Below are 13,168 nucleotides of genomic sequence, written 5' to 3' on the forward strand. Positions count from 1 at the left end.
CCATGGCGTACCTGGTCTTTCAACTGCAAGGCGCCATGGCGTCCTGGGGAGAAGCGGCCGTCGGCGAATACCGGGGCACGCACGACCTTCCCACGGTATCGGCCCTGGCGGGCTTGCTGTGCGCGGCACTGGGTCTGCGACGCGATCAGGAAGAGGAGATCCAGGCTGTCCACCGGCACTACCTGATGGCGGTCGGCGTGTATGCCTGCGGTCCGATGCTGCGCGACTACCATACCGCACAGGTCGCTTCGCGCAGCCAGCTCAAGGGAGCGCGGCATGCCACTCGCAAGGATGAGTTGGCATTTCGCAGAACGGAGTTGAACACCATCTTGTCCACGCGCGATCACGTGCAAGGCGTCCGGTATCGCGTCGCCGTCCAGGCCGACGACGAGGCGCCTTACCCGCTGGATGCCTTGCGCCAGGCCTTGTTGACTCCAGCTTTCGTGCCCTACCTGGGACGAAAATCGTGCCCGCTCGAGGCTCCCATGGCGCCTTGCCTGATGGACGTCGACGACGTGCTGGCCGCATTGTCCGGGTACCCGCACGCCGCGGACGGATCGACCCGTCGCCCCTTCAAGCTGACCTGGTGCGATGGCATGACACCGGGCGTCGAATCCAGTTTGACCGTTCGCCAGCGTGACCGCTTGATTCATCGGGGCGCCTGGCAGTACGGCGAACGCACTCAGCACGTAGCGATGTTGCCCCAGGAGGCCTGACATGCATTTCAGTGTCATCACCCCCACGCCGGGCCGGGAAAACGAGGCCACGCACCAGTTGTTCCCGGGGGTCTATGCCGAGCACCAGTGGCTGTGGCGCTTTTTCCCTTCCGAAGCCGGCTCGGCCCGGGACCATATCTTCCGCCGGGCGGACCAGGGGCAGGCCATGCGTTTCTACGTGGTCTCCAAGCGTCCTCCCGTGGCTTTCAGCGACGCCTGGTCCGTGAAAACGCGGCCCTATGCTCCCAGGCTGCAAGCCGGTGACGAGCTGGAGTTCGAACTACGAGCCAACCCCGTGGTCACCCGCAAGCACGAGGACGGCAAGAGTCGCCGTCACGATGTGGTGATGGATGCCAAGCGGCGGGCCAAGGAGGAAGGCTCGGAGCGAGCGTCGGGCTATTCGCTGGTGCGATCCGCATGTACCGCGTGGCTCAACCAGCAGGGTGGGCAGCACGGCTTTCTGATCGACGAGGTGGGGCTGTCCGTGGACGGCTATACCCAGCATGTCGGCAAGGCGGACAGTATCCGCTTCAGCTCCGTGGATTTTCGTGGGGGACTGCGTGTGACCGATCCCGAAGCCTTCGCGGCTACCTTGACATCGGGGCTGGGGCATGCCAAGGCCTTCGGGTGCGGCCTGATGCTTGTTCGCAGGCCGCTATGACGGTTCGCCTGAACGTGTGAGGGGGGGGCATGGCCGGCAATCACTTGCTTCCGCCCCTCAAGCCTTTGCCCATGAAAGACCGCATTTCGATGATCTTCGTCCAGTACGGTCAGATCGACGTGCTGGATGGAGCGTTCGTCCTCATAGACAAGACCGGCGTGCGCAAACACATTCCGGTCGGCTCGGTGGCGTGCATCATGCTCGAACCGGGCACGCGTATTTCCCACGCGGCGGTCAACCTTGCCGCCACCGTGGGTACGCTGCTGGTCTGGGTAGGCGAGTCCGGCGTGCGTCTGTATTCGAGCGGACAGCCCGGCGGCGCACGAGCCGACCGCCTGCTCTACCAGGCCAAGCTTGCGCTGGACGACGACCTGCGCCTGAAAGTCGTACGCAAGATGTACGAAGTCCGATTCGGCGAACCGGCTCCCGCCAGGCGCAGCGTCGAGCAACTGCGCGGCATCGAAGGCGCGCGCGTGCGTGGCACCTACAAGCTCCTGGCGCAGCAGTTCAAGGTGAACTGGCAGGCCCGCAACTATGACCGCCAGCAGTGGGATGCCGCGGACATTCCCAATCGCTGCCTGTCCGCCGCCACATCCTGCCTGTATGGCATCACCGAGGCTGCCGTGCTCGCGGCGGGATACGCGCCGGCGGTCGGCTTCATCCACACTGGAAAGCCGCTCTCCTTCGTCTACGACATCGCCGACCTGTACAAATTCGAAACCGTGGTACCGCTCGCCTTTCGCATCGCGGCCAAATCCCCCGAAGCGCCCGAGCGCGAGGTGCGTCTGGCCTGCCGGGACTTGTTCCGGTCGGACAAACTGCTCGGACGCATCATTCCGCTGATCGAAGATGTACTCGCGGCCGGCGGCATCCTGCCACCCGAGGCTCCTCCTGAATCCGTCCCTCCAGCCATTCCGAATCCGGAAAGCGATGGCGACGTCGGACATCGGAGCCGCTGATGAGCTTCCTTGTGGTCGTCACCGAAAACGTCCCGCCAAGATTGCGGGGGAGATTGGCCATCTGGTTGCTCGAGGTCCGAGCCGGTGTCTATATCGGTGACGTCTCGCGGCGCACGCGGGAAATGATCTGGCAGCAGCTCGACGCGGGGCATGAAGACGGCAACGTCGTGATGGCCTGGGCCAGCAACAGCGAGTCCGGTTATGACTTCCAGACGCTTGGGGCGAACCGCCGGGAACCGATCGACTACGATGGGTTGAGGCTGGTTGCGTTCATGCCGCCAGAGGGGTCGGCTCTTTAACAAGAAAGTTGGTGGGTTTTCGGCATCCGATTTTTTCTTTTGAAAACAGTCGGTTGTGTTTGGTGTGTTCCCCGCGGGAGCGGGGATGAACCGCCGTAGTAGTCGCCCTCTCCAATCGGCTCCACGTGTTCCCCGCGGGAGCGGGGATGAACCGTTGCGCTGATCGTCGCGCGCGAGCACCTGCCGGTGTTCCCCGCGGGAGCGGGGATGAACCGCAAAAAGAATTTCGTGAGGTAAACCGGAACCTGTGTTCCCCGCGGGAGCGGGGATGAACCGCTACGCGGCCGATGCCGTTGTACTCGGTTCCTGTGTTCCCCGCGGGAGCGGGGACGAATCATGTTCCGCGCTCACGCATGAGCCCGGTGCGCTACCTGCTGCGCGATCCCCGAGTCATGGATTTTATATAGGTTTTCCTATAATATAACCTATATTCGATAAGGCACAGATGTACACCATCAACTGGATGAAGAAGGCTCGCAAGCAACTGGCAACGGTTGGTACGCAGAAGGCCCGCGAAGCGATTGTTGATGCCGTGTCCACGTTGGTGGACTTGCCCAACGCCCAGAATGTGAAAGCCCTTACGAAGCACCAGTACGGTTACCGCCTGCGCGTCGGTAAGTATCGAGTGCTATTCGACGCGGATCATGAAATCCGAATCGTCGAAGTGCAAGAGGTGAAGAAGCGCGACGACCAGACGTACTGAAACCCCATCCGGGCAATAGCCCGGCGGAGAATGCGATGAGCACGAATCACACCATCATCAACACTAGCGACGGCCGGCCAGCCTTCGTTGTGCTTCCCTACGACGAATACATTGCGCTGACTGGCAATAAGCCGCGCATCCCCGCGGGGGAGGCGGTGCCCCATGAGGTGATCAGCCTTCAGATCAAGAATGGATGGAGCCTGATCCGGGCGTGGCGGGAGTACCTTGGGATCACCCAGGCGGAAATGGCCGCGCGTCTTGAGGTGCGGCAACCGACCTACGCGAACATGGAAGGCCCCGATGCCCGGCCGCGCAAGGCGACCCGGGCCCGCATTGCCCAAGCGCTCGGGATTTCGCTCGATCAGCTTGATGCCTAGTGTTCCCCGCGGGAGCGGGGATGACCCGACAGTGGGCGCTTGTCCGCCGCAGCCACGGGAAGCTCCTCTTACTCCACCGTGATCTTGTTCGCCGTCGCCAGCTCCTTCCAGCGGCGGGTCTCCCCCTGGATGAACGTGGCGAACTCGGCTGGCGTGCCGCCCACGGTGTCCAGCCCGAGCTTGTTCAGCTTGGCGCGGGTATCCGGATCCGACACGGCCGCCTTGACCTCCTTCGCCAGGCGGTCGACCACTGCCGGCGGCGTGCCCTTGGGCACGAAGAAGCCATTCCATTCCAGCACTTCGAAGTTCTTGAAGCCGTTTTCCGCGATGGTGGGCGTATCGGGCAGCGCGGCCATGCGCTTGGCGGAGGTGACGGCCAGCGCCTTGAGGCGGCCGGACTGGACGTAGGACAGGCCCGACGCGGCGTTGGCGAAGTAGGCGTTCACCTGTCCTCCCATCACGTCGGCCAGGGCCGGAGCGCCGCCCTTGTAGGGCACGTGCAGCATGTCGATGCCGGCCTGGTTCTTCAGCAGCTCGCCCACGAGGTGGGCGGGGCTGCCGGCGCCGTACGAGGCGTAGCTGACCTTGCCCGGATGCTGGCGGGCGTAGTCCACGAATTCTTTGAAGCTCTTGTAGGGGGCGTCGGGGTGGACGACCAGGATGTTGGGCACGGTGACCGCCAGCGACACGGGCACGAGGTCCTTGTCCGGATCGAAGGGCATCTTGCGCAGCGCGGGGTTCACCGCGTAGGTGGAGGCGTCGTACAGCACGGTATAGCCGTCGGGCGTGGCCTGGGCCACCGCCTGCGCGCCTATCATGCCGCTGGCGCCCGGCCGGTTGTCGATCACGACCTGTGTGTGCAGTGCCGTGCCCAGCCGCTGCGCGATCACCCGCGCCGCATTGTCCGCGCCGCCGCCGGCCGAGTAGGGGACGATGACGCGGATGGGACGGCTGGGATAGTCCTGGGCGTGGCCGGGCGATGCGACGGCCGCGGCAAGCGTGGCAACGATGCCGGTGGCGGCCAGACGGGTGAATGCGGGCATGGGGGTCTCCGGGGGCAGATATCTTGTCGGCGCGGCCGCTGCGTCGCGGCCTGCCCCCGTAGTGTAGTAGTCAGGCGGCCTATTCCTTGATATCGATGCGTTTGACCACCTCGGCCCACTTGGCCGTGTCGCGCTTCAGGGTTTCTGCGGCCTGCGCGCCCACCTGGCCCACCGGCGTCAGGTCCAGCGAGGTCAGGCGCTGGCGCACGGGCGCTTCCTGCAGCGCGGCCGTCACGGCTTCCTGCAGGGCCTGGAGCACGGCGGCCGGCGTGTCCTTGGGCGCCATCAGGTACTGGTTGAACGAAGCGTCGATGTTGGGCAGGCCGACCTGCGGCAAGGTGGGCACGGTGGGCGCCATGGGCGAGGGCCGGGCCGAGGACACCGCCAGCGCGGTCAGCCGTCCGGCCTGGACGTTGGGCAGGACCGTGGGCGTCGCCAGGAAGCCGCAGTCGACCTGGCCGCCCATGACGTCGGTCATCGCCGGGCTCGGACCCTTGTAGGGCACGTGGGTCATGGCGACGCCGGCCTTGCTCAGGACCAGTTCGGCCGCGAGATGGCCGGGCGAGCCCTGGCCGCCGGATGCGTAGGTCATCGGCGTCTGCCGGGCGCGCGTGATCAGTTGCTCCATGGACGTGAGCTTGAGCGCGGCGCCGCACACCATCATCTGGTTGAAGTTGGCCACCAGCGAGACCGGCACGAGATCGGTGCGCGGGTCGAAGTCCATCTTCTTGTAGACGAAGGGATTGACCGTGACCACGGTGTCGGGCGTGACCAGCAGCGTGTAGCCGTCGGGCGCGGCCTTGGCGACCTGTTGCGCGGCCAGGCCGTTGTTGGCGCCGGCGCGGTTTTCCACGACGAAGGTCTGCTTGAAGCGGCTGCCCAGGCGTTCGGCCAGGACACGGGCGACCATGTCCGAAGGGGCCCCCGGGGGAGAGCCGACGAGGACGCGCACGGGCTTGGAGGGATAGTCGGACTGGGCCTGCGCCAGCGGAGACGCGGCAAGGACGGCGGCGGCCAGCAGGGCCGGTCGAAGAACGGGCATGGTCTCGCTCCTGATGCTGATGTTTTGCCGCAGTGTATTTAGTTATTTTGGTTATGAAAAATGAAAAATAAGAAGAGTTGATTTCCTTTTGGTTATGATTCTGGCAGGACGAGAGAGGATGCATGCAGGAACACGGCATATCCATGGGACTGGGCCGCATCAAGCTGCGGCATCTCCAATGCCTGGTCGCCATCGCCGCGTACCGGCAAATGGGGAAGGCTGCCGATGCGCTGGGCATCTCGCAGCCGGCCATCTCCAAGACCCTGGCGGAGCTCGAGGACGTGGTGCAGGCGCAGCTCGTGGTCCGCGGCAAGCGCGGCGCGTCGCTGACGGACAAGGGCCGCGTGCTGTTGGGCTACGCCGGCAGCAGCCTGCGTACGCTGCGCGAGGGCCTGGATCATGTGTCGTCGGCCGTGCGGGACGACGCGGCGGTGATCGCGATCGGCACGCTGCCCACCGTCGCCCCCACCATCGGGCCGCAGGCTGCCAGCCTGTTCAAGCGCCAATGGCCGTCGGTGCGGCTGAGCGTGCATACGGGTGTGAATGCGGGCCTGCTGGCGCTGCTCAAGCAGGGCGAACTGGACCTGGTGCTGGGGCGTGTGGCGGAGCCCTCGGAAATGCTGGGCCTGTCATACGAGCACTTGTACGAGGAACCGGTGGTGGTGGTCGCGCGGCCGGGGCATCCGTTGGCGCGGGCCCGCCGCGTGGAGCCCGAGGAGATCGCCGCCTGCGGCATGGTGGTGCCGCTGCCGGGCACGGCCATCCGCCACACCATCGACTCGTACATGGTCCGTCATGGCGTGGGCGTGGGACGCGAGGCGATCGAGACCCTGTCCGATGCCTTCGCCCGATCCTACGTGGCCCACACCGACGCGGTCTGGATGATCGCGCTGGGAGTGGTCGAGCACGACCTGCGCGCCGGCAGCCTGGTCCGGCTGGCCTGCGACACGCAGCACACCTCGGCCTCGGTCGGGCTGACGCTGCGCAGCGACGCGGTGCCTTCGCACGCGGTGCGGGCGCTGATCGAATGCATACGCGCCGCGGCCGCGCAGCGGCGCGAGCAGGCCGAGGGAAATGCCTGAAACGGCCGCGCGGGGCGCGGCCACGGGAAGGGCGCTAGTGCGCCGCGGCGACCTGCCGCGCCAGCACGCGCTGGGGTGAAAGGTCGGGCCGGGCCATGGCCGAGACCGGCAGCAGGTAGGTCTGCTCCAGCATGAACTGGCCGGTCATGGCGGCGTGCGGGGTCTGGTCCGAGAAGCAGATCCAGGTGCTGCCGGGCGGGAATTCGATGCTTTCCTGTATGCCGTCGCGCTGGTAGCCGGCGTCGGCCTTCATGCGGTCGTGCAACTGCAGCATGAAATGGTCATAGGCGCTGCGGCGGCTCTTGGTGATGTGCAGCTTGTGCAGCAGCCAGGCCACGCCGGGCCGATAGGCCGGCATCTGCGGCAGGTAGCGCGCCGACAGCGTGTCGAAGGCTTCGCCCACCCGCCATAGGCGGGTATCGCCGTGCGGGTTGATGTTGTTGAAGACGCGCAGGATGCGCTGCTCGCCCACCGGCCGCGAAGGGAAGGCATCCACGTGCAGGCGGGTGTCGTCCTTGCGCCAGGACATCTTCCAGGTGCCGATGCGGTGCAGGCGCAGGCTGGTGGTGGGCGCGTGCAGGTGCGAGGCGTACTCGGGCAGCAGGCGGTCCAGGAAGCGGCGCGTGGTTTCGTAGTAGCGGCGCACCAGCGCGCCGATGGCGGCCTGGCGCTCGTCTTCCACGGCCACGCCGGTCAGCTTGCCGGTGGTGGCGTTCAGGCTGATGTTCTTGCGCTTCGGATCGACCAGCGCGGGGTCGAGCAGGCCGGTTTCGGCCTGGCTCAATTCGAACCGCAATTCGGGGAAGTACAGGACCTTGCCTTCTTCCAGTTCGGCCACGGGCGTGGACGCGCCGGCCTGGCCGGGCGCGTCGTCCCAGGAGCGGTGGTCGATGCGGACGATGCGGGAGGGCGCGCTCATGGCGTCAGCTGGCCAGCGCCTTCTCGATCGTGGCGTGGAACTCGGCCACGTTGGGCTCGCCCAGGTAGCGCTTGATGATGCGGCCCTGCTTGTCGATCAGGAACGAGGTGGGCGTGAGCTTGACGTCCTGGAAGCTGCGCGCGATCTCGCCCATCGGGTCGAGCGCGACCTTGAAGGGCAGCTCGCGCGACTGCGCGAAATTGAGCACGTAGTTGGCCGGGTCGTAGCTCATGGCCACCGCGACCATCTCGTAGCCCTGGGGCGCGTACTTCTTGTAGGTCTCGACCATCATCGGCATTTCCTTCACGCAGGTCACGCAACTGGTGGCCCAGAAGTTGACCAGCACCACCTTGCCGCGCAGGCTTTCGGTGGTGAACTTGTCGCCGTGGATGGAGGTGAAGGTGGTGTCGGGGGCCTTGGCGGCGGGGGCCAGCGCGAACCAGGCGCCGGCGGCGGCCAGCAGCGCGACCACGAGGATGGCGGCCAGCTTGGCGGCGCCGCGCTGGGCGCGGGCGGATCCGTTGACGGGAGCTGAAATCGACATAGGGGGCGATCCGTTGCGTGGCGGGCAGGGCGGCGCAAGTCCGCGCCCGCGATGCGACCCATTATAGGCCGGGATGCGCGACCCGCCCGCCTTGCGCCGGGCGGGGACGCCGGTCAGCGGTTGCCGGACGAACCGGTGGCGGCTTGCGACTGGTCCTGCTCGGCCTTCACCTTGGACAGGTCCTGCAATTCTTCTTCGGTGATGTAGTCGAACACCTTGACCACCTTCTTGACGCCGCTCACGCCGGCGGCGATCTCGGCGCCGCGCTTGCCTTCGCGTTCGGTGACGCGGCCCATCAGGTAGGCCACGCCGTTCTCGACCGCGATACGGAAGGAGTTGGCGAAGAGATCCTTGGCATCCACCAGCGAAGCCTTGATCTTGCCCTCGATGAATACGTCGTTCGAGCGGGTGGCCAGCGAGGTCGGGATGCCGATCTGGAGTTCGTTCACGATGGCGCGGACGTTCTCGACGCCGCGCGCCTGTTCCTCGGCATCGCGCTTGGCGGCCTCGTCCGGGACTTCGCCGGTCAGCAGCAGCTTGCGGTTGTAGGCATTGGCGTTGATGTGGCCCTTGTCGCCATAGCGGCCCGACAGGCGGCTGGAGGCCTTGAGCTCGATGTTCTTGTCTTCGACCTGGATGCCCACGGTACGGCGGTCGGTGGCGGCCATCGTGCCGACGTAGGCGCCGCCCAGGACGATGGGCGCGCAGGCGGACACCGCCCATGCCGAGCTTGCGACCACGAGGGCCAGGACCAGGGGGCGTACCGCAGCGGCCGGTTTGCGAAACATCAGAGATCTCCCAGCAGTTGAGCGTCGATGCCGTCGCACATGGCGTGCAGCAGCAGGATGTGGACTTCCTGGATGCGCAGGGTGCGATCGTGCGGCACGCACAGGTGCACGTCGTCTTCCGTCAGCATCTGGCCGATGCGGCCGCCGCCCTTTCCCGTCAGCGCGATGACGCGCAGCTCGCGGGAATGGGCGGCCTCGATGGCCTCGATCACGTTGGCCGAGTTGCCGCTGGTGGAGATGGCCACCAGCACGTCGCCCGGCTGGCCCAGCGCATTGACCTGCTGGGAGAACACCCGGTCGTAGCCGAAGTCGTTGCCGACCGCGGTCAGGATGGAGGTGTCGGTATTGAGCGCGATGGCGCCCAGCGGTAGCCGTTCGCGTTCGAAGCGGCCGACCAGCTCGGCGGCGAAGTGCTGCGCATCGGCGGCGGAGCCCCCATTGCCGCAGGCCAGGATCTTGCCGTTGTTGGAAAGACTGAACACCAGCGCGTCCACGGCGGCCGCGGTGGGCGCCGCGAGGGTGTCCTGGCAGTGTTCGAACAGCGCGACGGCGTCGCGGAAATGGGCGGATATGCGGGCGATAAGGTCCATGCCGGGATTATCTCATGCAGGGGAAACGGCCGGCTCGCCGGCCTGGCCGGCAAGTGTGTCCGCTGTAACCGGCCGTGACGCTTCGGTTGCGGGGCGGCGGCCAAGACTTGGAGCGGCTTCGGCAATGATAGTTTCCCTGGCTCGCCGATGGGAGTCCGCCCCGCTATCGGAAACCAGGCAGTGTCTCGAGCGAAAAGGCGTGGCGTATCCAGCGGGGTGGCGCGTCGGCCTCGAAGGCCAGGACGTCGAAGCGGCAGGGCGGCAGCGGTCCCTTCCAGCGGGTGCGCAGGAAATGGGCGGCGGCCCGCGCCAGGCGCACCCGCTTGGCCGGGCCCACGCTGGCGGCCGCGCCGCCGTAGCGTCCCAGGGCGCGCGCGCGGACCTCGACGAAGACCAGGACGGGGCCTTCGCGCATGACCAGGTCGATTTCGCCGGCGCGGCACGCCACGTTGCGGGCCACCAGGACCAGCCCCGCGGCGCGCAGGTGGGCCAGTGCCGCGTGCTCGGCCCGGTCGCCGGCCTGCTGCGTGGGCGAGCGGCGGCGCGGCGACTCCGCTTCCTGCCGGCGGCCCGGCCGGGGGCGGCGGCGCGCCGCCCGCCGCTGCGCCGCATGGGCCAGGGCGTAGGCCTGCGTGTCGGCAGCCGTCATGCGCGCCCTCGCGGTATCCTCGCGCCATGGACAACGAATTCGAATCTTCCGGGCCCGCCACCGGCGCCTGGGAACGGCTGGCCGGCAAGATCGCGGCGCAGCACTGGCCCGGCCCCGCGCTGTATGTCGTGGCCACCCCCATCGGCAACCTGGGCGACCTGAGCCTGAGGGCCCAGGCCTGCCTGCAGCGGGCCGACGTGATCGCCGCCGAAGACACGCGCATGACGCGCCCCCTGCTGGACGCCTGGGGCATTTCCACGCCCCTGATGGCGGCCCACCGGCACAACGAGGCGCAGGCGGCCCAGGCCATCGTCGGCCGGCTGGCCGCGGGCGAGCGGGTGGCCCTGGTTTCGGACGCCGGCGCGCCCGGCGTCAGCGATCCCGGTTCGCGCATCGTGCGCGAGGTGCGCGCGGCCGGCTACCCGGTGGTGCCGGTGCCCGGCGCCAGCGCCGTGATCGCCGCCCTGATGGCCAGCGGCGCGACCTCGGACGAGAATCCGGCGTTCGTCTTCGCCGGTTTCCCGCCTCCCAAGGCGGCCGCCCGCCAGCGCTGGCTGGCCCAGTGGTGCGCGCTGCCGGCGCCGGTGGTCATGTACGAGTCGCCGCACCGGATGGCCGCGACCATGGCCGACCTGCTGGCGGTGTGCGGCGCCGCGCGGCGACTGACCGTGGCGCGGGAGCTGACCAAGCGTTTCGAGGAGATCGCCGCCATGCCGCTGGCCGAGGCGCAGGCCTGGCTGGCCGCCCATCCCCAGCGGGCGCAGGGAGAGTTCGTGCTGATCGTGGAGGCGGCGCCCGAGGAAGCCGCCGGGGCGCTGGATGCCCGGACGGACGAGGTGCTGCGGGCCTTGCTGGATGTGCTGAGCGTGCGCGATAGCGCCAAGGTCGCGGCCCGCATCACCGGCGCGCCGCGCGATGCCTTGTATGCCCGTGCGCTGGCGCTGAAGGAAGCGTAGCGGCAAGGGAAAGCCACGGCGGGGCGGATAGGGAAGGGACATGGCATGGCGACCCGGGATGCGAGTCGCCCAGCATGCCTCAATCGGACGGGCGCCGGCGCGCCGGTAGGACAGGCGTGTCCCGGTCTCAGCCCGGCGCGGCCGCGCCCGCCTGGCCCGCGCCCAGCACGGCGGACACCGCGGCGGCCGCCTGCATCAGCTCCCGCACGGTATCCGGATGGGCCCGCGCCGGCAGGTAGTGGATCGAGGCGACGATGGCCAGCGCGCCGAACAGCGAGCCGTCGGCCTGGAAGATCGGCGCCGCCAGGGCGTTGATGCCGGTGAAGATTTCCTCGGGCGCCTCGGCCCAGCCGCGCTGGCGCACGAGCTGGATCTCGGCGCGCAGGCGGTCGGGGTCGGTGATGGTCTTGGGCGTGCTGGCCGCCAGGGGCTGGGACAGCATCGCGTCGCGCAGCGACGGCGGACCGAAGGCCAGCACGACCTTGCCCTGCGCCACGGTGTGGAAGCCGGGGAACTGCGTGCCGGGACTGAGCAGGATTTCCAGCGCGCTGCGGCCGCGCACGACGTCCAGCACGACGACCTTGTTGGGATCGAAGGTGGTGATGACGATGGTCTGCCCGACGCGGTTGCGCAGGTCTTCCATGATGGGCTTGGCCAGCGATACGACGTCGAACTGCTGCACCAGCTTGCGTCCCAGCAGGAACAGGCGCCAGCCCACGCGGTAGCGGCTGGTGCGCTTGTTCTGCGTGACGTAGCCCTGCTGGCGCAGGGCGGACAGGTGGCGATGCACGCGCGCCTTGGGCATTCCGAGCAGTTCGGCCAGTTCCGTGACCCCGCATTCGGTGCCCTGGGCCGCCATCAATTCCAGGATGCGCAGGGAGATGACCGAGGTCGACGAGATCGCGGCCTCGTCGCCCGAGGTCGGCAGCGCATGGCCGGTCTGGGCGTCGTCCGCGGCGGGTGCGGTGGCGTCGGAGGGAAGAAGGTCCGGGGCGGGGGGATGCATGGATCGAAGCGTGTCTTGGCAAGGCCGGTGGATTCTCGATGGACGCATGCCCGCCCCGTGCCTGGGCCGGGAAGCGCCCGTCAGGGCAGGGTCAGCATGCGCTCGCCGTACACATGATAATGCTGACGCTTGGGCTTGCCGGCGTCTTCCGGCAGAACATAGCGCAGGGAACTGCGCAGGCGGCATCCCTGGGGCAGGATGAAGCAGCGGATGAAGCTGGTGTCCGTGGCCTCGGTGGTGGGCGCCAGGACCGGGGCGTGGCCGAGCTCGAACCACGCCGAGCCTGCCGGATGCACCGTGGTCTTGCCCTGGGTCTCGATGGTGATTTCGCCCTTCAGGCAACAGCGTATGCCGGGGCCCTGGTGCACGTGCGTCAGCGCCACGCCGCCGGGCGGGAAGTCGACGCGGTCGCAGCGCATCAGCCAGTCGAACTGGCTGTCCAGCTCGATTTCCTGTTGCAGCTTGAGGGTGGACGTGGCGCCCGGGGCGCTGCGCAGCGTGCCCGCGGGAGCATCGGGCGCCACCAGTTCCCAGCGCCACAGCACGGCGTCTTCCTCGCCCGCCACCAGCGCGATCTGGTCCTGCCCGACCCAGGCCGATTCCTGGCGCTGGTGCTGGGTGCCGTCCGAGAACTCTACCGTGATCCCGCCCTGCACCACGTAGACCGACCGCGGCATCCGCGGCAGGTAGACCGGCGCGTGGCCGGCGGGGATGCGGTCTTCGTAAAGCCTGATGATGAAACTGCGCATGGATGACTCCTGAAGATATGGCCGGCCCCATGCCGGGCAACGGACCATTTGTATCGATAAACAATACGTTCGTATCATTTATCGT

At 67.6% G+C, this 13,168-nt stretch carries 17 protein-coding genes and 1 CRISPR repeat array; of the genes, 8 read left to right on the forward strand and 9 right to left on the reverse strand.

The window, feature by feature from the left end; all coding sequences use genetic code 11:
- Positions 1-2 precede the first annotated feature (2 nt).
- From cas5e to R4823_RS03620, 6 genes are all read left to right on the forward strand, one after another.
- Positions 3-716, forward strand: coding sequence for a type I-E CRISPR-associated protein Cas5/CasD (gene cas5e, locus R4823_RS03595; protein ID WP_338617472.1), 714 nt, complete (start codon positions 3-5; stop codon positions 714-716).
- Between the two features lies 1 nt (position 717).
- The gene (gene cas6e, locus R4823_RS03600) at positions 718-1,377 is read left to right on the forward strand and encodes a type I-E CRISPR-associated protein Cas6/Cse3/CasE (RefSeq protein ID WP_087836808.1); all 660 of its coding nucleotides are present in this window, start codon (positions 718-720) and stop codon (positions 1,375-1,377) included.
- Between the two features lie 71 nt (positions 1,378-1,448).
- Positions 1,449-2,336 carry a type I-E CRISPR-associated endonuclease Cas1e gene (cas1e, locus tag R4823_RS03605; protein WP_087836823.1) on the forward strand — a complete coding sequence of 296 codons (888 nt, stop codon included), beginning with the start codon at positions 1,449-1,451 and terminating at the stop codon, positions 2,334-2,336.
- On the forward strand, positions 2,336-2,635 hold the full coding sequence (gene cas2e / locus R4823_RS03610) for a type I-E CRISPR-associated endoribonuclease Cas2e (protein WP_087836809.1): 300 nt from the start codon (positions 2,336-2,338) through the stop codon (positions 2,633-2,635). The genes cas1e and cas2e overlap by 1 nt, the downstream gene beginning before the upstream one ends.
- Before the next feature lie 64 nt (positions 2,636-2,699).
- A CRISPR array of direct repeats spans positions 2,700-2,972; the repeat unit is 29 nt; unit sequence GTGTTCCCCGCGGGAGCGGGGATGAACCG.
- Between the two features lie 108 nt (positions 2,973-3,080).
- On the forward strand, positions 3,081-3,338 hold the full coding sequence (locus tag R4823_RS03615) for a type II toxin-antitoxin system RelE/ParE family toxin (protein ID WP_087836810.1): 258 nt from the start codon (positions 3,081-3,083) through the stop codon (positions 3,336-3,338).
- A gap of 35 nt (positions 3,339-3,373) precedes the next feature.
- Positions 3,374-3,715, forward strand: a complete 342-nt coding sequence (locus R4823_RS03620) for a helix-turn-helix transcriptional regulator (protein ID WP_279814754.1) — start codon at positions 3,374-3,376, stop codon at positions 3,713-3,715.
- Between the two features lie 68 nt (positions 3,716-3,783).
- Here R4823_RS03620 and R4823_RS03625 read toward each other — a convergent pair whose 3' ends face one another.
- Together R4823_RS03625 and R4823_RS03630 are read right to left on the reverse strand one after the other, a co-directional pair.
- Positions 3,784-4,758: a tripartite tricarboxylate transporter substrate binding protein gene (locus tag R4823_RS03625; RefSeq protein WP_087836812.1), complete on the reverse strand. Its 975-nt coding sequence runs from the start codon at positions 4,756-4,758 to the stop codon at positions 3,784-3,786.
- Between the two features lie 79 nt (positions 4,759-4,837).
- Entirely contained in the window at positions 4,838-5,800 is a 963-nt protein-coding gene (locus R4823_RS03630; protein ID WP_338617476.1) for a tripartite tricarboxylate transporter substrate binding protein, read from the reverse strand.
- 122 nt (positions 5,801-5,922) lie between these two features.
- On the opposite strand from R4823_RS03630, the gene pcaQ reads away from it, so the two are divergent.
- Positions 5,923-6,882, forward strand: a complete 960-nt coding sequence (gene pcaQ, locus R4823_RS03635) for a pca operon transcription factor PcaQ (RefSeq protein WP_087836814.1) — start codon at positions 5,923-5,925, stop codon at positions 6,880-6,882.
- 34 nt (positions 6,883-6,916) lie between these two features.
- Here pcaQ and R4823_RS03640 read toward each other — a convergent pair whose 3' ends face one another.
- The 5 genes from R4823_RS03640 to R4823_RS03660 form a co-directional block, all read right to left on the reverse strand.
- A complete protein-coding gene (locus R4823_RS03640) occupies positions 6,917-7,801 on the reverse strand; it encodes a Kdo hydroxylase family protein (RefSeq protein WP_087836815.1) in 885 nt (294 codons plus the stop codon).
- Between the two features lie 4 nt (positions 7,802-7,805).
- A complete protein-coding gene (locus R4823_RS03645) occupies positions 7,806-8,345 on the reverse strand; it encodes a TlpA disulfide reductase family protein (RefSeq protein WP_087836816.1) in 540 nt (179 codons plus the stop codon).
- 113 nt (positions 8,346-8,458) lie between these two features.
- On the reverse strand, positions 8,459-9,133 hold the full coding sequence (locus tag R4823_RS03650; RefSeq protein WP_338617480.1) for a BON domain-containing protein: 675 nt from the start codon (positions 9,131-9,133) through the stop codon (positions 8,459-8,461).
- Positions 9,133-9,723: a phosphoheptose isomerase gene (locus R4823_RS03655; RefSeq protein ID WP_087836818.1), complete on the reverse strand. Its 591-nt coding sequence runs from the start codon at positions 9,721-9,723 to the stop codon at positions 9,133-9,135. Before R4823_RS03655 ends, R4823_RS03650 begins: the two co-directional genes overlap by 1 nt.
- 163 nt (positions 9,724-9,886) lie before the next feature.
- On the reverse strand, positions 9,887-10,372 hold the full coding sequence (locus R4823_RS03660) for a YraN family protein (protein ID WP_338617483.1): 486 nt from the start codon (positions 10,370-10,372) through the stop codon (positions 9,887-9,889).
- 26 nt (positions 10,373-10,398) lie between these two features.
- On the opposite strand from R4823_RS03660, the gene rsmI reads away from it, so the two are divergent.
- On the forward strand, positions 10,399-11,328 hold the full coding sequence (gene rsmI, locus R4823_RS03665; protein WP_338617486.1) for a 16S rRNA (cytidine(1402)-2'-O)-methyltransferase: 930 nt from the start codon (positions 10,399-10,401) through the stop codon (positions 11,326-11,328).
- Between the two features lie 127 nt (positions 11,329-11,455).
- On the opposite strand, the gene R4823_RS03670 is transcribed toward rsmI, so the two are convergent.
- Positions 11,456-12,334 (reverse strand): IclR family transcriptional regulator, encoded by an 879-nt coding sequence (locus tag R4823_RS03670; protein ID WP_176400661.1) that lies wholly within the window; start codon positions 12,332-12,334, stop codon positions 11,456-11,458.
- 80 nt (positions 12,335-12,414) lie between these two features.
- Positions 12,415-13,083, reverse strand: a complete 669-nt coding sequence (locus R4823_RS03675; RefSeq protein ID WP_165963023.1) for a hypothetical protein — start codon at positions 13,081-13,083, stop codon at positions 12,415-12,417.
- Between the last annotated feature and the right edge of the window lie 85 nt (positions 13,084-13,168).

It is taken from the genome of Pigmentiphaga sp. CHJ604, from assembly GCF_036972535.1.
GTDB classification, from domain to species: Bacteria; Pseudomonadota; Gammaproteobacteria; order Burkholderiales; family Burkholderiaceae_B; genus Pigmentiphaga; species Pigmentiphaga daeguensis.